This is a genomic window from Caldicellulosiruptor sp. F32 (genome assembly GCF_000404025.1).
GTDB classification, from domain to species: domain Bacteria; phylum Bacillota; class Thermoanaerobacteria; order Caldicellulosiruptorales; family Caldicellulosiruptoraceae; genus Caldicellulosiruptor; species Caldicellulosiruptor saccharolyticus.
Window position 1 is genome coordinate 1 of record NZ_APGP01000113.1, and the last position, 18,566, is coordinate 18,566.

Annotated in this window: 22 protein-coding genes; 5 read left to right on the forward strand and 17 right to left on the reverse strand. The window is 35.5% G+C overall.

Features of this window, described 5'->3' with window-relative positions:
- The 4 genes from H964_RS10010 to H964_RS10025 form a co-directional block, all read right to left on the reverse strand.
- The coding region (locus H964_RS10010) for a Ger(x)C family spore germination protein (RefSeq protein WP_039767267.1) at positions 1 to 594 on the reverse strand (594 nt) is incomplete at its 3' end.
- On the reverse strand, positions 591 to 1,691 hold the full coding sequence (locus H964_RS10015) for a GerAB/ArcD/ProY family transporter (RefSeq protein ID WP_039767270.1): 1,101 nt from the start codon (positions 1,689 to 1,691) through the stop codon (positions 591 to 593). The genes H964_RS10010 and H964_RS10015, both read right to left, overlap by 4 nt.
- Positions 1,688 to 3,283, reverse strand: coding sequence for a spore germination protein (locus H964_RS10020; protein WP_039767272.1), 1,596 nt, complete (start codon positions 3,281 to 3,283; stop codon positions 1,688 to 1,690). The genes H964_RS10015 and H964_RS10020 overlap by 4 nt, the downstream gene beginning before the upstream one ends.
- A 15-nt stretch (positions 3,284 to 3,298) precedes the next feature.
- Positions 3,299 to 3,493 carry a CLC_0170 family protein gene (locus H964_RS10025; protein WP_039767274.1) on the reverse strand — a complete coding sequence of 65 codons (195 nt, stop codon included), beginning with the start codon at positions 3,491 to 3,493 and terminating at the stop codon, positions 3,299 to 3,301.
- A 128-nt stretch (positions 3,494 to 3,621) separates the two neighbouring features.
- Between H964_RS10025 and H964_RS10030 the strand changes: the two genes are divergently transcribed.
- The 4 genes from H964_RS10030 (at position 3,622) to H964_RS10045 (ending at position 7,644) form a co-directional block, all read left to right on the forward strand.
- Positions 3,622 to 4,074 (forward strand): ACT domain-containing protein, encoded by a 453-nt coding sequence (locus tag H964_RS10030; RefSeq protein ID WP_039767276.1) that lies wholly within the window; start codon positions 3,622 to 3,624, stop codon positions 4,072 to 4,074.
- A 27-nt stretch (positions 4,075 to 4,101) separates the two neighbouring features.
- Complete coding sequence (locus H964_RS10035) at positions 4,102 to 5,358, forward strand: homoserine dehydrogenase (RefSeq protein WP_039767277.1); 1,257 nt, start codon at positions 4,102 to 4,104, stop codon at positions 5,356 to 5,358.
- 39 nt (positions 5,359 to 5,397) lie between these two features.
- Positions 5,398 to 6,324, forward strand: coding sequence for a homoserine kinase (gene thrB / locus H964_RS10040; RefSeq protein WP_039767280.1), 927 nt, complete (start codon positions 5,398 to 5,400; stop codon positions 6,322 to 6,324).
- A gap of 90 nt (positions 6,325 to 6,414) precedes the next feature.
- Positions 6,415 to 7,644 carry an aspartate kinase gene (locus H964_RS10045; protein WP_039767283.1) on the forward strand — a complete coding sequence of 410 codons (1,230 nt, stop codon included), beginning with the start codon at positions 6,415 to 6,417 and terminating at the stop codon, positions 7,642 to 7,644.
- Positions 7,645 to 7,709: 65 nt separating this feature from the next.
- Here the strand turns inward: H964_RS10045 and H964_RS10050 are convergent, their stop codons facing one another.
- The 11 genes from H964_RS10050 to H964_RS10100 form a co-directional block, all read right to left on the reverse strand.
- A complete protein-coding gene (locus tag H964_RS10050) occupies positions 7,710 to 8,471 on the reverse strand; it encodes a DeoR/GlpR family DNA-binding transcription regulator (RefSeq protein WP_011916550.1) in 762 nt (253 codons plus the stop codon).
- A gap of 8 nt (positions 8,472 to 8,479) precedes the next feature.
- On the reverse strand, positions 8,480 to 9,901 hold the full coding sequence (locus H964_RS10055) for a rhamnulokinase (RefSeq protein ID WP_039767286.1): 1,422 nt from the start codon (positions 9,899 to 9,901) through the stop codon (positions 8,480 to 8,482).
- 55 nt (positions 9,902 to 9,956) lie between these two features.
- A complete protein-coding gene (locus tag H964_RS10060; RefSeq protein WP_039767288.1) occupies positions 9,957 to 10,505 on the reverse strand; it encodes a GNAT family N-acetyltransferase in 549 nt (182 codons plus the stop codon).
- A gap of 4 nt (positions 10,506 to 10,509) precedes the next feature.
- Positions 10,510 to 10,986: a metallophosphoesterase gene (locus H964_RS10065; protein WP_039767290.1), complete on the reverse strand. Its 477-nt coding sequence runs from the start codon at positions 10,984 to 10,986 to the stop codon at positions 10,510 to 10,512.
- Positions 10,964 to 11,578: an XTP/dITP diphosphatase gene (locus H964_RS10070; RefSeq protein WP_039767292.1), complete on the reverse strand. Its 615-nt coding sequence runs from the start codon at positions 11,576 to 11,578 to the stop codon at positions 10,964 to 10,966. Before H964_RS10070 ends, H964_RS10065 begins: the two co-directional genes overlap by 23 nt.
- Positions 11,547 to 12,323: a ribonuclease PH gene (rph, locus tag H964_RS10075; protein WP_039767293.1), complete on the reverse strand. Its 777-nt coding sequence runs from the start codon at positions 12,321 to 12,323 to the stop codon at positions 11,547 to 11,549. The genes H964_RS10070 and rph overlap by 32 nt, the downstream gene beginning before the upstream one ends.
- Positions 12,324 to 12,340: 17 nt before the next feature.
- The gene (locus tag H964_RS10080; RefSeq protein WP_039767296.1) at positions 12,341 to 13,330 is read right to left on the reverse strand and encodes a GerMN domain-containing protein; all 990 of its coding nucleotides are present in this window, start codon (positions 13,328 to 13,330) and stop codon (positions 12,341 to 12,343) included.
- 92 nt (positions 13,331 to 13,422) lie between these two features.
- Positions 13,423 to 14,403, reverse strand: coding sequence for an MraY family glycosyltransferase (locus tag H964_RS10085; RefSeq protein WP_039767298.1), 981 nt, complete (start codon positions 14,401 to 14,403; stop codon positions 13,423 to 13,425).
- Complete coding sequence (locus H964_RS10090; protein ID WP_039767336.1) at positions 14,403 to 14,876, reverse strand: hypothetical protein; 474 nt, start codon at positions 14,874 to 14,876, stop codon at positions 14,403 to 14,405. Before H964_RS10090 ends, H964_RS10085 begins: the two co-directional genes overlap by 1 nt.
- A gap of 29 nt (positions 14,877 to 14,905) precedes the next feature.
- A complete protein-coding gene (locus H964_RS10095) occupies positions 14,906 to 15,688 on the reverse strand; it encodes a CheR family methyltransferase (RefSeq protein ID WP_039767300.1) in 783 nt (260 codons plus the stop codon).
- A gap of 25 nt (positions 15,689 to 15,713) precedes the next feature.
- On the reverse strand, positions 15,714 to 16,097 hold the full coding sequence (locus tag H964_RS10100) for a GNAT family N-acetyltransferase (protein WP_039767302.1): 384 nt from the start codon (positions 16,095 to 16,097) through the stop codon (positions 15,714 to 15,716).
- Positions 16,098 to 16,212: 115 nt separating this feature from the next.
- Here H964_RS10100 and H964_RS10105 point away from each other — a divergent pair, with 115 nt between their 5' ends.
- Positions 16,213 to 16,707, forward strand: a complete 495-nt coding sequence (locus H964_RS10105; RefSeq protein ID WP_039767304.1) for a MogA/MoaB family molybdenum cofactor biosynthesis protein — start codon at positions 16,213 to 16,215, stop codon at positions 16,705 to 16,707.
- Position 16,708: 1 nt separating this feature from the next.
- Here the strand turns inward: H964_RS10105 and H964_RS10110 are convergent, their stop codons facing one another.
- Complete coding sequence (locus H964_RS10110; RefSeq protein WP_039767307.1) at positions 16,709 to 17,632, reverse strand: cyclic pyranopterin monophosphate synthase MoaC/MOSC-domain-containing protein; 924 nt, start codon at positions 17,630 to 17,632, stop codon at positions 16,709 to 16,711.
- A gap of 5 nt (positions 17,633 to 17,637) precedes the next feature.
- Positions 17,638 to 18,564 (reverse strand): GTP 3',8-cyclase MoaA, encoded by a 927-nt coding sequence (moaA, locus tag H964_RS10115; RefSeq protein ID WP_011916537.1) that lies wholly within the window; start codon positions 18,562 to 18,564, stop codon positions 17,638 to 17,640.
- Between the last annotated feature and the right edge of the window lie 2 nt (positions 18,565 to 18,566).

Sequence of the window (18,566 nt, forward strand, 5' to 3'; positions counted from 1 at the left end):
CGCAGTTGTCTCTGAAACATATAAAAAGGTATTTTGTGGAATGTCTTTGTCTCTATTTAATGAGTCCAAAACTTCTTTTACAAGGCCCGGGTCAGCCACCAAATCCCTTCCTAACACAACAACCTTAAGATACCCATAATAAAGTCTTTTGTTTATATCCCTTTCAAGGTAGTTTCTTATACCAAGCACATTATTTGTCGGCCTTACAAACAAAAATCTCATCTGTTCATCAGCTTTTGAGGTCTTACTCATCATTCTGAGATTTGGAAAAAGCACAGTAACAGAGAACTTATATTGATTTTCTTTAGTAGGAAGAGGTGGTTTTACCTTTCGTTTTGTCTTGGGGTCAATGCCTTTCTTGTCTGTTCTAATCTCTGGTTTTTTCTGGTCTGGTGGAATTTTTTCGGTCTTTCTTTCAAGGTCAATGTATTCTTTACTCTCATATTTGTTCAAATCACTCGGGTCATACTTATCAACACCAAGAGCTAAAATGTATCCCCTGTCTTCTATCTCAATCCTGTCCCAGCACCCTGTAAAAGTTAAGGTTATTATAAAAAGCATCAATGCTAAACCTGATATTTTCAACCTTCTCATGTTTTTTTCACCTTCTTTTTAAAGACAAGCACAATATATGTGATAAGTGGTAATATCAAAACAGCAAAGGTTGCAAAAAAGTAGCTGAAAAAGTCCATATACTTTTGAGTTTCTAAAACATTTTGTGGAATCAAAGAAAGGATATATATAAACGGAAGCTGGGCAAACACGAAAAAGTTATGTTCTTTTGTATTGAATATCCTTGCTAATATCAAACTTGCTACCATTAAAAATATAATCTCGGTTGTATATGTTGTTATCATCCACAGAGCAACAACTATACTTTCAGGTCTTTCTATTACAATCTCTAAAACTGTCACATCTCTAAAAAGATTTAAAGTGGGCCAAACCATAGTTTGCATCTCTTTCGAACCAAAATCAGCAGTGCAAAATATTATTATAACCTCATAAACTAAAATTGTTACTAAAAACCCAAAAAAAGCACTTTTGATTAACTTATCTTTTCTTCTTATATATGGTAAGAAAAATAAAAAAACTTCAAACCCTAAAAAACTGAATATTGTACTCCCTATACCTTGAATTAACTTTTTGATAGGGATATTTAAAATTGGCAAGATATTTGAAAAATCAAGTCTTTGATATACAAAAAAGGAGAGTACAATTATGATTACAATAATTCCTGGCATGAGAATCTCGCACATTCTTGCTATGACCTCAACACCATATCTTGAAAGATATCCACATGTCAAAAGAAATGTGATTATTAAGACTTCGGTAGGTGTGAGATTAAACAAGAACTCTTTTGCTGTCTCTGCAATTAGCCTTGTTTCAAATGAAGAAAAAACTACAAAATAAATAACGTAAATAAAAGAAAAAACTATGCCAAGTACTTTTCCAAATGCAGAGTCTAAAAGTTCTATAAAAGTAACATCTGGATTTGACATTGCAACCTTAGATAAAAGCACAAAGGCCAAAAAGGAGATTATACCACCGAGAAGCACTACAATCCAGCCGTTTTGGTCGGCATATCTTGCAACTCCTGATGGCATAAACATAATACCTATTCCAATCATAGCAGATACAAAAAGGACAAAACACTGAAAACTGGATATTTTGTCATTGTCGTTTATTATCATCTATTTTCACCTGCCGCACTTGGTGGTTGACTTTTTTCATACATCATTCTTATCTTTTGTTGTGTACTTGCAAAAATAGGTCTTGCCCAAAGATATCTTGTTGGAAGTCTTACAATTGCATCCTTGTAGTCCATAATTTCAAATGAGACAAATGGCGATAGTATTGGCACTCCAAAGCTTTTGAGTTTTACGAGATTACCCAATATAATGAGGCTGAGAAGTATAAATCCATAAAGTCCCAATGCTGCACAAACAAGTATATATACAAATTTCAAAAGTCTCAAAGAAATTGAAAGATTATAAGCAGGTACAGCAAACGACGCAATTGCGGTTGTTGCAACAAGGATAACCATAATAGGCGAGATAATTCCCGCTTGTACAGCAGCCTGTCCTATAATCAATCCTCCTACAATCCCAATTGTTTGCCCAATTGGTCCAGGAAGTCGTAAGCCCGCCTCTCTTAGAAGTTCTAACATGAACTCCAAAAAAAGTGCTTCAATGAAAACAGGAATTGGCACACCTTCTCTTGTTGCAGCAATAAAGAGCCCTAAATCAGGTGGAATCATGCTCGGTGTAAAGGATGAGATGGATATATAAAAGCCTTGGAGCGTCATAGCAGTAATGGCAGCAATAACTCTCAGTATGCGTATAACTGTTGCTATATGCCATCTTTCGTAATAATCCTCTGCATGCTGAATAGAAGTCATAATAGTTGCAGGAACAATGAGAGCAGTGTTTGTATTGTCGCACAAAATTACAATTCGGCCTTCATAGATTGCAGCAACCGCTGTGTCGACCCTTTCTGTGTGCTGTATTGTTGGAAAAAAGCAAAATACATCATCTTCAATTAGCTGTTCTATCATTCCACCGTCAATTATTGCATCAATGTCTATCTTAGATAATCTCTGCTTTAACTCATTTAAAACATCTTTGTCTACAATATCGTCTATATACACAAGGTATATATCAGTTTGAGAACGCCTCCCAAGCTTCATATTTTTCATTCTAAGGCGGGTATCTCTTACTCTTCGCCTAATAACAGCTGTTGAAAACCTTACGACTTCATTAAAGCTATCTCTTGGGCCTCTTACAGCATTTTCAGTAATTGGCTGTTGGATGCCTCTGTTTGGAAAGTTTCGAGTTGAAACTCTAATAATCTTATTGCTACCGTCCACAAAAAGAAGCGTCTCACCACAAAGAAGGTCCAAGATAGCGTTTTTAAAACTTGTAACTTCTTTTATGTCAGCGGTTGCAAGGATATAGTTTAAAATCTTTTCATAGGCATTGATTTGACTTATATCTTCATCCATCAGGCTTGTCTCAATCATAAGATGCTTTATAACATCCCTGTCTATAATCTCTCTTGAAACAAGACCGTCCACAAACACTGTTGCGCATTTTACATTCATACAATAAAACTCCCTGTACACAATATCGTCGTTGTCAACAAGAAGCTCTTTTATATATTTGAGATTGTCATCAACTGTTCTTGAAATCTCATCCTTTGCCTTAACAAATTCAACTTCTTGCGTGTGTTGCTTTTCTTTTTCTCTTTGTCTCTTTTCCTTTATAATCTCAAAAAAATCCCATATCCAAAATCACCACTCTTAAAGGAAAATTTTTACTATATAAAAGATGATACCAAGTACGATTAAAACACTTCCTGTAATTTTTGCCAAATTAGTTTCTCTCTTTAAATTCTTTGATTTAAGCTCTCTTATGTCAAGCAAGAATATTAAAATACCACTTAAGAAAAACATTAAAATACTATACTTTGTAATAATATCCGAAAGGCTTATCATCATATAAAATCCCCTCTCTAACCATTTAATATGAAATAAAATATCTTTTTTTATACTTGAATTTCGCCTCCGAGTATGCTAAAATCCATTCCATAAAGACATTTGTTTATATTAGGTGAACAACAAAAATGCTAAAGAAAGATGCCACGTACTATATAGTTGAGGAAAGCGTGCTACCTGAAGTTTTTTTAAAAGTCATCAAGGCAAAAGAGCTTTTAGAAAAGGGTGAGGTTAAGGCCGTAAACGAAGCTGTGAAAATTGTTGGAATCTCAAGAAGTGCATTTTATAAATACAAAGATTGTATATTTCCTTTTTTTGAAAGCTCAAGAGGGAAGATAATTACACTTGCATTTGTTTTGCAAGACATACCTGGAATTCTTTCTAAAATACTAAATATTATCTCTGACACAAACGCAAATATACTTACAATCAACCAAAACATTCCCTTGGGTGGAATTGCAACTGTCACAATATCTATAAGGACATCCGATATGACAAAGTCTGTAAAAGAGTTGATTCAAGAAATAGAAAGAGTTGACGGAGTTAAGAAAATTGAAATTTTAGGAAGAGAAGAATATTAAAGTTTTCAAAAAGGAGGGAAACTTGAAGTGGTAAAGATTGCAATAATGGGATTTGGAGTTGTTGGTTCAGGAGTATGGGAAGTTTTGACAAAAAACGCAGCATCAATTGCCAAAAGAGCTGGAGATGAGATAGGGATTAAATACATCTTGGATATCCGCGATTTTCCAGACCACCCGGCAAAGAATTTGATTATAAAAGACTTCGACAAAATTTTAAATGACGATGAGGTTTCTATTGTTGTGGAGACAATTGGCGGGCTTGAGCCTGCGTATACTTATACAAAAAAGCTTTTAGAAAAAGGAAAACATGTTGTTACATCAAATAAAGAGCTTGTTGCAAAACATGGACCAGAACTTTTGAGAATTGCAAAGGAGAAGAATATCAATTATTTCTTTGAAGCAAGTGTTGGCGGTGGAATACCTATTATAAGACCTCTTCAGAACTGCTTGGCAGGAAATCAAATAACAGAAATTGCAGGAATTTTAAATGGCACAACAAACTATATCCTGACACAGATGAGTAAATACTCCCTGTCATTTGAGGAAGCGCTAAAGCAGGCTCAGGAAAAAGGATACGCGGAGAGAAACCCAAGCAATGATGTTGATGGACATGACGCATGCAGAAAGATTGCAATCTTATCTTCAATTGCATATTCTCACTATGTAAATTATGAGAATATTTATACAGAGGGTATATCAAAAGTTACAAAAGAAGACATGGAATATGCAGAGGAGCTCGGGTGTACAATAAAACTCATTGCTATGAGTAAAAAGTTAGATAGTACAACTGTTTTTGCAAGAGTAAGTCCACTTATGATACTCCAGAAAAATCCTTTTGCAAATGTAGATGATGTATTCAATGCAATCTTAGTAAAAGGTGATGCAATAGGCGATGTGATGTTCTATGGCCAAGGCGCTGGGAAGCTTCCAACTGCAAGTGCGGTTGTTGGAGATATAATTGATATTGTCAAGCATATTGACAAGTCATATGTCTACACTTGGGGAATCTCTGGCGATATAAAGGTTTTGGACATAGATGAAACAAGCTGCAGATTTTTCGTAAGAGTAAAGTATAAAGACCTCTCAAAAGCAAAAGATGCAGTTTCAATAATTTTTAATGACTGTATGATTGTAAATACACACAAACCAATTGGTGAAAATGAGTTTGCATTTGTTACACATGAGATAAAAGAAAGAGAATTCAAAGAAAAGATATCCCAGCTTGAAAAACTTCCTGCTATAGAAAAGGTTCTGTCAATCATAAGATATGATGAAAATATATGAAGCATTGACAAATTCATACGCTTGGAGGTAAGTTGCAAAATGATTTCTGTAAAGGTTCCGGCATCATCGGCAAACCTTGGTGCCGGATTTGACTGTATGGGAGTTGCATTAAAACTTTATAACATCATTGAGGTGGAAGAAATCGAAAAAGGTTTAGAGATAACTTCAAGCCCAGACGACCCTTCGATTGCAAAGGATGAGAATAATCTTGTTTTCAAAGCCATGAAGGTTGTATTTGACGAGGTTGGATGGTACCCAAAGGGTTTGAGAATAAATCTTATAAATGAAATTCCACTGACACGCGGTTTGGGATCGTCTGCTGCATGTATTTCAGGCGGTATATATGCTGCAAACCTATTATGTGGCGGAAAACTCTCTGAAGAAGAGATGATTTTCTTGGCAGCAAAAATGGAAGGACACCCTGATAACTCAACACCTGCAATGATTGGCGGACTTGTTTTTGCAGTACTGGAAGAAAATAAAGTGAACTACATCAAGTTTGTTGTACCAAACAGGCTCAAGTTTGCAGTTTTCATTCCTGACTTTCAGCTGTCTACTGAGTATGCAAGAAATATTCTGCCAAAGTATATTGAGTTCAAAGACGCAGTTTTCAATGTTGGAAGGGCAGCTCTTTTTGCAAGCGCAATCACAACCGGAAACTATGATCTTTTGCCTGCTGCAACACAAGATAGACTTCATCAGCCGTACAGGAAGAATCTTATTCCTGATTTTGATAAGATCGTTAATTTATCTTTGGAGTTTGGTGCAAAAGGAGCATTCTTGTCGGGTGCTGGACCCTCTATAATAGCATTGATTGATGAAAATTATGACAGTTTTGAACAAAATGTCAAAAGTGCACTTAGCTCATTGGACTTGAAGGCTAAGTGGGATTTGATAATTTTAGAGGCAGATAATAGCGGTGCTACAGTTTTTTCTGTGCAAAGTAGTAGTAGTTTTAAAAGATAAAGCAATTATTTAAAAAGTGTAATATAATATTATCAAGCTACAATAAAAAACTTTACACGTTTGAGTTTTAAAAAAGGGAGGGGACAAAAATTGGGAATAGTTGTTCAAAAATATGGTGGAACGTCTGTCGCAGACAAAGAGCGAATATTTCGTGCAGCAAGACGAGCTGTAGCCGAGTATGAAAAGGGAAACAAGGTAGTTGTTGTTGTCTCTGCTCAAGGTGACACGACTGATGAGCTTATTGAAAAAGCAAAAGAGATAAACGAAAATCCGTCTAAAAGAGAGATGGATATGCTACTTTCAACAGGCGAGCAGATATCAATTGCTCTGATGGCAATGGCAATTGAAAAGCTCGGGTATCCTGTAATATCACTTACTGGATGGCAGGCAGGAATAAAGACAGATAGCAACTATTCAAACGCAAGGATTAAAGAAATTGACACAGAAAGGCTTCAAAGAGAGCTTGACAAGAGAAACATAGTTGTTGTTGCAGGCTTTCAGGGAATAAATAAATATGACGACATCACAACTTTGGGCCGTGGTGGGTCTGATACAACAGCAGTGGCTTTAGCTGCAGCTTTGAAAGCTGATAAGTGCGAGATTTACACAGATGTTGATGGTGTTTACACAGCAGACCCAAGAATTGTTCCAAATGCTTCAAAGCTAAAAGAGATTTCATATGATGAGATGTTAGAGCTTGCAACGCTTGGTGCAAAGGTTCTTCATAACAGGTCTGTTGAGCTTGCAAAAAAATATAACATTCCTTTAGTTGTTAGGTCATCTTTCAATGACAATGAAGGAACAATTGTGAAGGAGGTAAGTTCTGTGGAAAAGCTGCTTGTGTCGGGTGTTGCGTGTGACAAGGACATCGCAAGGGTTGCTGTGATTGGAGTTGAAAATGTGCCAGGAAAGGCATTCCAGATATTCTCTTTACTTGCGAAAGAGAATATAAATGTTGATATAATCTTGCAATCAATTGGAAGAGAAAAGACAAAAGATATATCATTTACTGTGTCAAAAAGCAATCTCAAGCAGACATTAGATGTATTGACAAAGAACCTGCATGTAATTGGAGCAAAGGATATAACATACGCAGACAATGTTGCAAAGGTGTCAATTGTAGGTGCTGGAATGGTCAACAACCCAGGCGTTGCAGCAACTATGTTTGAAGCACTTTACGATGCAGGAATCAATATTGAGATGATTTCAACATCGGAAATCAAGATTTCTGTTTTAATTGATGAAAAGGATGCTGAAAAGGCGGTAAGAGCTATACATGATAAGTTCAAACTACATCTTTTGAATAGCAACGGAAAATAAAGGGCAAAGTTTTAGTAATAATACATAAGGGGCTGCTTCAAAATTCCCGGGCAGCCCCTTTACTTTTAACAGTATACAATCTCAACATTCTTTTCCCTTATTGCATTTTCTTGGCTTGGTGGCAGTACCTTGTCGGTGAAGATAAAGTCTACATCATCAAGTGTTGCAATGTTGACAAGTGCTATTTTGTTCATCTTTGTGTGGTCTACAATCATGTAAATTTGGTCTGCTATTTCAATCATCATCTTCTTGACCTGTGCTTCAAGCTCGTTTGACTCTGTAAAGCCTTTTTCAATGTCAAACCCTTTACACGAAATTATAGCCTTGTTTGCATTAAGAGATTTTAATGTATTCTCTGCAATGGGTCCAACAAGTGAAAGTGATCTATTTCTCAGCGTCCCACCTGTTGAGATTACCTTGATGTCTTCAAAAACCTTTAACTCATTTACTATCTGTTCAGAGTTTGTGATAACAGTTATTTTCTTCTTGGTCTTGAGAAGCTTTGCAACCTGCAGAGCTGATGTGCTTGAATCCATGACAAGCGTGTCACCATCTTCAATGTACTTTATTAGAGTCAGAGCTATTTGTTTTTTGCCTTCAATGTTTGTCACATTTCTAAACTCAAACGGAATATCAACATTATAGTTTTCAACAAGGACTGCCCCACCATATGTTCTTTTCAAAAGTCCTTCCTTTTCAAGCTTCTCAAGGTCGCGCCTAATAGTTTCTTCTGTGACATTAAAAAGCTTTGCAAGCTCTGGAACAAGCACACTCTTGTTTTCATTTAGCATTGCCATTATCTTTTGTCTTCGTTCAATCGCAAGCACCTTTTTTCTTACCTCCCCGTATAGATTTCAAACTGAATACTCTTTTTAAGAAGTTCTCTTGCCTCACGCAAATCCTTAACATATCCAAGTGCTATTAGCTGAAGCATAATGTTGCCCAATACTGTTGCCTCAACAGGCCCTGCTATAACTTCTCTTTTTGTCTCTCTTGCTGTAAGCTCACAAAGATGTTTATCCTTAATTCCACCGCCAACCATGTTGATTTTAGAAATGCTAAAACCTGTTAACTCTTCAATCTCTTCAATTGTTTTTTTATACTTTTGTACAATCCCACTGTAGGCTGCTTTTACGATGTCCCCTAAGTCTTGTGGTTCTTTTCCAAAATGATTTTTGCACCACTTTCTTATCTCTGCCAGAATGTCAATCGGGGCTAAAAATTCACTACTGTCAGGGTCAATTGCGTACTCATAGTTCGATTTTTGAGCAAGTTCACTGATTTCATTAAAGCTCACTTCTTTATACTTCTTGCTCCATGTGCTTCTTATCTGCTGGATGAGCCAAAGACCAGTGATGTTCTTTAAAAACCTTATTTTGTTTTCCACTCCGCCCTCGTTTGTGAAGTTTTTGTTAAAACTATTTTGATTAATAAGAGGACTTTCAAGCTCCACTCCCATCAGCGACCATGTACCACAGCTGAGATACACTGTGGTTTTGCCATCAGAAAAGGGAGAAGCCGCAACAGCAGAAGCTGTATCATGGCTACCAACTGCAATAACAGGAATAGCGCCAATTTCAAGCTCTTCTTGAACATCAGGTGTTAATTTGCCTAAAACATTTCCTGGATAAATTATATCATTAAATATTCTTTTTTCAAACCCAAGTTTTTCTATCAGTTCATCTGACCATCCTCTTTTTTGTGCATCTATTAGCTGTGAGGTTGATGCAATGGTGTATTCATTTACTTTAATACCTGTCAAAAAATATGCAAAAAGGTCTGGCATAAACAAAAGCGAATCCACATTTTTCATTATATCCTGCCGTGTTTTGTAGTCTATGTAAAGCTGAAAGATTGTGTTGAAATTCATAAACTGAATGCCTGTTATCTCATAAATTTTGTCAAGCGAAACTATTCTCGATACCTCTTCAATTGCGTTTTTCGTCCTCAAATCCCTGTAATGATAAGGATTTGAAAGCAAGTCACCTCTTTTGTCAACAAGTCCATAGTCAACTCCCCAAGTGTCAATCCCAATACTGTGAAGTTCTCCAAATTGTTTTTTAGCTCTGTAAATCCCAATTTTCAAGTTGTTAAACAGGTACAAAAAATCCCAAAATAAACTCTGGTTAATTCTTACGGGGGTATTTTCAAACCTGTGCACTTCAAAAAGCTCTAAACTCTCACCATTGAAACTTCCAACAAACACTCTCCCGCTTGACGCACCAAAATCAGCACCAACGCAATTGATTGTTTTCATTTTTTCCTCCCCATTTGTTTTTACTTCTTTTATGTTTGTTTTTATTATATCATATTTAATTTTTGTTTGCTATCTTCTCAAAATCTTTTCTTGTCATACCCATTATGATAACATCATGAAACTTTCCATCAATGAGCTTTGCTTCACGCAAAACCCCTTCAATTTTAAACCCACACTTCTGATACGCCTTAATAGCCCTTATATTATCATCAAATGTGTCAAGTTCTATTCTGTTTATATCAAGTGTCGCAAAAAGGTATTTGACAAATGCTTTTATTGCGTCGGTGCCAAAACCTTTCCCCCAATATTCCTTTTCGCCTATATGAATTCCAAGTACAACTACTTTATTTATAGGGTCATAGTCGCGATACGAGATAGAACCAATTGGTTTTCTGTCTTTTGTTTCAATTATAAACCTTTTAATGGTTGAGGATGATCGGGAACGGTACCATCTCCTAAATTCTTCAATAGATGTATCAGCAGCATTTTTCACGCCACGAGCCCAGTACGCAACCTCTGGATCATTTGACCATTTTTGAATATATTTTAAATCTCCCCATCTCAGTTCTCTTATATTTACAAGCTCACCCTTTGCTATTAACATCTTTTCACACCTTTTCTAAATATGCTACAACACCAAACGAAGTTACCTCTGCAATAGCATATGACCTTGAGCCGTCTCTTGAGAAAGTTATGCTGCCTGGGTTTAAAAATAGGACGTTGTCAGAGTAAAACTCCTCTTGCTGATGCGTATGTCCAAAAAACACTGCATCAACTTTGAAAGATTTTGCATGGTTAACAATAAGGTCATATGTAGACTTTACAGAATACATATGACCATGTGTTATTAAAATCTTTTTATTCCCAACTTCTATAATCTTCTCTGATGGAAAGTCTCTTGTAAAGTCGTTGTTCCCTCTCACTATCTCAAACTTGAGATTTGGAAATTTATTTTGGAGATACACAGCATCTTTCACCAAGTCTCCAAGATGAACGCACAAAACAATATTTTTTTCGTAATTTTTTACAATTCTTTCTGCATCATAAGTAATTCCATGTGTATCACTTATCACAAGTATCTTCATTGTAAATCTCACCCAAAATCTTTCTTAGTTTTTCAAAAGCTCTTGCTCTGTGTGATATTCTATTCTTCTCATCACTTTCAAGCTCTGCAAATGTTGCATTGTAGCCTTCTGGAATAAATATTGGGTCATATCCAAATCCATTTAGACCTTTTGGTGCAAAGCCAATTTTACCTCTGCAGACTCCTCTTGTTTGATACACTCTGCCATTCTCATCAATAAATGTAAGCACACAAACAAATTGTGCGCCTCTTTTTTCTTCTGGTATGTTTTTAAGCTCTTCTAAAAGCTTTTTAATCTTTTCTTCATCTGTTGCATTATCACCTGCATACCTTGCAGAATACACACCAGGCCTTCCATCAAGTGCATCCACCTCAAGTCCAGAGTCATCTGCTAAAGTTGGTAATTTGTAAAGGCTGTATATAGTTTTTGACTTTTTCAAAGCATTTTCTTCAAAAGTTTTTCCATCCTCAATTATGTTGATATTTTCATCAAAATCGCTCAGTGTCAAAATAATGTCAAAAAAATCCCCAATTAGCTCTTTTATCTCTTTTGCCTTTCCTCTATTCTTGGTCGCAACCAGAAGTTTTCTCATCTTTTGGAACACTCCCAATTAGTTTGCTATCTTCCCCTAAAACCTCTCTTTGTATCTCAATAATCTTTTGAATACCCTGTTTCCCAAGCTCAAGTAACTTTTCAAACTGCTCCTGAGTAAAAGCACCACCTTCTGCTGTGCCCTGAATTTCAATAAACTCGCCCTTGTCGTTCATAACAAGGTTCATATCAACAGAGGCTTTAGAATCCTCTTCAAAACAAAGGTCAAGCATCTCAACTCCGTCGCAAATACCAACAGACACTGCAGCAACAAAATCTGTAATTGGAAAATTTTCTATCACTTTCTCATCATAAAGTTTTTTGCACGCATCAAACATTGCAATAAACCCACCTGTGATGGACGCTGTCCTTGTCCCACCGTCTGCCTGAATGACGTCACAGTCAAGGATTATCACGCGCTCACCCAAGGCTTTAAAGTTTATGCCAGCTCTTAGGGCTCTTCCTATTAGTCTCTGTATCTCATGGCTTCGGCCGCTGAGTCTGAGTTTGTTTATATCCCTTACATTTCTCTGCTGGGTTGCCCTTGGAAGCATTGAATACTCAGCAGTAATCCAGCCCTCACCACTTCCTTTTTTAAAAGGAGGAACTTTGTCGTCAATGGTTGCTGTGATAATCACTTTTGTGTTGCCCATCTCAATCAGGCATGAACCTTCAGCATATTTTATAAAGTTTCGTGTTATCTTTATTGGTCGAAGTTCATTATATGCTCTCTGGTCTGGTCTCATGGCTCTTTACCTTCCTTTCACAGTTTTAGATTTATAGGATTTAATTCAAACTGGCTTACATCTATTTTATCCTTTAAATCGTACTGATCAAGATATCCTTCTTTTCCTTTCACAGATAATTTAATATATCGTATGGAGTTGTCTATTTCTTTTGCTGTAAAACAAATTGAGGCTAAGATAGTGTCAACTTCGCTACTTCCTTTTAAATTCAAAATCTGGCTTGACAAATCGAGATATAGGGTTTTCTCTTTTAGGTTTACATTATTCAATTTTAACCCATTTAGTTTAGAAAATCTATAGCTAAGACTTTTTATTAGCTGCCCCAAAGCAAAAGTCAAAGGTGCGTTTCTGTAAGTTTGTGATATATTTATCCATTTTGGAACAAGAAAAACATTGCCTTCAACCCGTTGGGGGACAAACAAGATTAGCTGGTCATCTTGTCGACGCAAAAGTGGAGTCTTATTGTAAATTGTGCCGTCTTTATAAAAACAAACTTCTTTTATTATACCATTCACTGAGGTAATAAAAAATGTGATAGCTTTTATATAAAAATTGCTGTATTTTTTCTGAAAAAACTTTTGATTTAAATCAACTTTAGCACAGTTTCCTTCTATCTCAATAGAGTTTATATGAATATCATCAGGAAAGATACAAAAAAGTCCAAAATCCCTAAGTTTCTTTTGTTTCTGTGGAGAAAATATAGAAAGTTCAAGCCCCTTTCTCATTGCAGACAAAGTCCTTGTGGTGTAAATATTTGCTAAAACAAGGTTTTTGTCTTTGTCACAAAATATGCTAAGAACTTTGAAAGAATTGTTAGTATCTATTTCTTCCTTTGAATACTGAGGAGTGTAAACATCACTATCCACAACCTCAAAATCTATTTCAGTTTTTGCATTTTGACCAGTTCGATACACATCACTTCGAATAGTTGAAGGCAAAATATCTGCGCTGCAAGCTGTTAAGAATATTAAACATAAAATTAACATAAAAAAAATTCTTTTTCTCATTCCAAAACCACCCTCTCTAAAAGACTTATGTTAATCTTTTTATTAGCATATTTAAAATGAGGGTGGTTTAGAACAAGAAAAAGAACTGTTTGTTATCTTCTTGCCAAAAGCATTATGATAAGAGAGGTCAGCGAAAAACAAATGCTAACCAAGTACAAAAATAGCACTGTTTGTTTCTGATTCAAGCCTGCTTCAAGAAGTCTAAAGTGTACCTGACTTTTGTCAGCTTTATAAATAGGTTTCCCTTCCTTAATTCTTTTGAATATGACAAAAAGATTATCAAATATAGGAAGTCCTAATGTCAAGATTGGTACAATCAAAGACACTACTGTTGCCACTTTAAATGTTCCTTCAACAGCAATTGTTCCAAGAACAAATCCTAAGAATGTGGCACCTGAATCACCCATAAAAATTCTGGCTGGGTGGCGGTTGAAAATCAAAAATGCTGAAGCAACACCTACAAGTGCTGCTGCCATATATGTTGAAACCCTTGCTGTTGAGATTATGCTAAGGTTCATGAGAGCTACAAAATACAAAGTTGTACCTGAGATTGTTGTAATACCTGCTGCAAGCCCATCTATGCCATCAATAAAGTTTATCACTGTTGTCACACCAAAAAGCCAAATTACTGTTGCTATATATTGAAACCACACAGGAAAGCTTATGAACTTGTGTGTAAATGGGTTTGTTATTCCTTCAATCTGAATACCCATAAAAAAAACTATTGAACATGCCAAAATTTGCACCAAGAACTTTGGAAGAGCGCTAAACTCTTTACCTTGAGACTTATACCAGTCATCAACAAGACCAATTGCCAAAATCAAGCTTGATGCTATAAAGAAACCTAAAAATTCTCTGCTAAATCCTCTTATCAAAAACTGTGAGATGAAAAATGCAACAAATAGTGCAACTCCGCCTGTCACAGGAATTGGATATGAATGTATCTTTCGTGGATTTGGTCTGTCAACAAACCCTATCTCAATTGATTTTCTCTGGATATACGGTGTTATAACTGTTACCAAAACAAACGAAATCAAAAACGAAAGTGCATCTTTTATTATAAGGTCTGTCATTAGTTTCCCCTCCAAGGAATTTTAAGACTCTTTAGCTTTTGTAGAATAAGTGTAAGAAGATAGTCATAAAGTACAAAGATAACCTCAGAAGAAGCAATCGTCAAAGCTATTCCAAATTTAAAATGCGGAAGCTCTTTCATTATTATTTTAAACACAAAATATAAAATAATCAGCGCAATATTAAAAAACAAAAGTTTTAACCCAAGTTCAATATAAACCGGGAAACCTCTTTCGCAAATAGCCTTAAACAGTGGGTAAAGCCCAAAAATAAGAATGTACAGCACAGCTACAAGTTTGTTTGGAACAATCATTAGGCTCAGTAAAGATACTACAATGTACGCAACAAAACCAAGCTTTATGCTATACAGCCATACAATTATCATTATGCAAACCGAAGAGAGAATGTAAAACAAGCTATTTCCCTTTGGTAAAACTGAAGCAAAGAACAAAAAAATTATACTAAGCGCTCCCATCAAACCAGCATATGAAATTTCTCTTGCTTTCAAATACTCATCACCTTTTCATAAAAGAATGTTCTTATTGGTTTTAGTCCGTACTTTTGAGGCATAATTATCTGCTCGGTTGAACCCACAAACAAAATGCCATTCATTACAAGGGATTTATTGAAATTCTTATACACCATATCCTTTGCCTCTTCTGTAAAGTAAATAAGAACATTTCTACAGACAATTAAATCCATTCCAATTGGATAAGGGTCTTTTAAGAGGTCATGGTGTTTGAATTCAACACATCTTTTTATCTCATCACTTATGTAATATAATTCTCCATTTTCTCTAAAAAACCTTCTTACAAATTCCTGCGGCAGTCCCTCAAGACTTTTTCTCAAATATACACCCTCTTTTGCTTTCTTTATAGCATCATCATCAATGTCTGTTGCCAAAATCTTTATTTCATTTAATGGAAAAAACCTTGTCAGAAGCATGACAATTGAATATGGCTCTTCACCCGTTGAACAGGCAGCTGACCAAATTCTTGGTCTTTTTGCCCTTTTGAGAATATATGGCATAATTTCTCTTTCGAGTATTTCCCACTGTTGTGGATTTCTATAAAACTCAGAGACATTTATTGTCAGATAGTTAATAAACTCATTAAAAAGCCTTTGGTCTTTTGTCAGAGCACTGTAGTAGTCAGCATAGTTTTGGAAGCCGTTTTTCTTCATTAAAGACTCTATTCGCCTTTTCATTTGTTTTTCCTTATAATACGAAAGATTTATTCCTACATACTCCAAAATCTTCTTTTTAAACCATTCGTAATCAAGATTCATATCTTACCCTCTTTCTATACCACTTTTACTTGCAGCGCAAATTTAAATAAAATGCTTGCACATCTAAGGTGAGCCACTCTCCATCTTCAACAAATCCCACTTTTTTGAAAAATTCATCTGCCATTCCTTTTTTAACTTTTATAATTGGAATGCCATTTTTATAGCAATGATTTATCTGCATCTTTAAAAGTCCATCGCCAAATCCCATCTTGCGAAAGTTTTCTTCTACCACAATTGATAAAATTCGAGCTTGAGTTTCTTCTACCGCCAGCTGCGAAGCTGCAATAATATTACCTTTATCATCCACAACATGGGTTATCGCACTATCATAGAATTGAAAACCATATTGTTCTATAAACTTTTTAACCCAATGTCTTTCAGAAGGATTCATCTGCCTTATTTCAACCATAAAACTTTACCCTCTTTAAAATTAAGATGATATCTTATATAATTATAACAAATTGTAAGGCAGTTTAAAATCTAAATGAGGAAAAATAGTTTTGAAAAAAGGAGGAAAGTTTAAAATGGCATTTACATTTGCAGTGATAACATGCTCAGACAAGGGTTCAAAAGGAGAAAGAGAAGACCTGAGTGGAAAAGAGATAATAAATCTCTTACAAGCTCATGGATTTTCAAATGTGTATTACAAGATTGTACCTGATGAAAAAGAAAAAATAAAACAGGCTTTAATTGAAGCAGCAAATGCCGGTGCAAACCTCATTTTGACAACTGGAGGCACTGGCTTTTATAAAAGAGATGTTACACCTGAGGCAACACTTGAGGTTATCCAAAAACAAACCCCTGGTATTTCTGAACTAATCAGGTATGAGACAGGCAAGATAAATAAAAGGAGCTATCTTTCGCGCGGAGTTTCGGGAATATATGAAAATAGCCTCATAATCAACCTTCCCGGCTCACCAAAGGCAGTAAAAGAGTGCATTGAGGCAGTTTTTCCAATTTTAGAGCATGGATTAAATATCTTGCTTGAAAATGAGAGGGAATGTGGTAAGACAGAGTGATTTAGCCTAAAATTTCTATGATATCTCCTACCCTTATTTTACCACCTTTTAATACCCTTGCAAACAGCCCCTCTTTTGGCATTATACAAACGCCAACCGTCCTTGCTATCTCACATCCATCCCCATGGCATTTTTTCCCTATCTGGCTTATCTCAAGTATCACATCATCTCCTATCTTTAGCTTTGTACCAAGCTGGATTTTGCTTATATCCAGTCCTTCTGTTGTAATATTCTCTGCAAACTTGCCAAAACAAAGGCCTTTTATACCATACTCTTCCATCTTTTTTATGCTGGACATATCAAGAAGGCTTACTTGTCTGTGTGATGTACCTGCATGAGCATCTCCTTCTATGCCAAAACTCTCAATTACATGTGCCTCTTCAACTGGCTCTTTTGGTGTACCTTTTTGCCTGCTTATATTTATTGAAATGACCTTCGCAGAGCTTTTTCTTTCATCAAAGATATAATACCCTGACTTTCCACCCATCTTTTCAATTAATCTCACATCTGTAATAACCATATCCTTTTTGAGTGCCTTGCACATGTCATAGATTGTCTCTAAAAAAATCAAAACTGCTGTTATTGCCTCCATCTCAGCACCTGTTTGTGCTTGTGTCTTTACCTCGCCTACTGCCTCTATATAACCTTGTTCTTTGTTTACCGAATATGAGATATCGACGTGTGATAGAAATATATTGTGGCAAAGCGGAATCAGTTCTGATGTCTTTTTTGCTGCCATTATCCCGGCAATCTTTGCTACTGAGAATATATCACCCTTTGGTAACTTGCTTTCTTCTATCGCTTTTATGACCTCGCTTCCCACATAAATTCTGCCACTTGCCTTCGCAATTCTTTCGGTTATTTCCTTATTTGATACATCAACCATCTGCGGTATTCCCTCTTTATTCAAATGAGTAAACTCCATCTTCCTTAGCCTCCTATCTTAAACATCATTAAATCTGTTGTTGGATTTCTTATAAACTTTTTACTTTTAATAAATTCTTGGATTTTTTCCACCAAAACATCTTCATCATTTAAATACTCTTTTAAATCAAGCCCTAATTTATCAAATAAACAATTATATAGAACTCCTTTTGATGAAACCCTTACCTTGTCACACCTGTCACAAAAATGTCCTGAAACAGCGTTTATAAACCCAACAATGTGGTCAAAGTCTTCAATATAGTAGTACTTTGCAACAGAGTTTTCACTGCTTTCAATTTCATGAAAGTTCTTAAATTTTTTTAAAATCTCTTCTATACTCACAAATTCACTTTCAAAAATTCTGTTTGCAACTCCTACTGGCATAAGTTCAATGAATCTAATAACAACCTTGTTCTCCTTAGCAAATGATATTAAGTTATCAATCTCATCAAAGTTTACTGACCTTAGCAAAACTGTGTTAATCTTTACTTTCTTAAACTTTGACAGGCTTTTTATTGTGCTTATTACTTTGCCAAGTCCGTTAACGCCTGTTAACACTTTGTATTTTTGCTTATCTAAGGTATCAAGTGAAATGTTAATTGACAAAAGACTGCTTTTTGCTATCTTCTCAATCTTTTCTTCATCTAAATACCCGTTTGTTGTAACATTTATGTTTTTTATACCAATGTTATCAGCAAACTCTATAATATCAAATATGTCATCTCTTAAAAATGGCTCACCGCCTGTAAACCTCAGTTTCTTTATACCAAGTTTTTTAAACACCGAAATAATTCTAAAAATCTCATCTTTTGAAAGATCTTTGTTCTCAATTTCGCATGCTTCCTTTGTCCTGCAATACTTGCAGAAGAAATTACACCTGTCTGTTACTGAAAGCCTTAGGTATTCAATCTTTCTAAAAAATCCATCATACATTT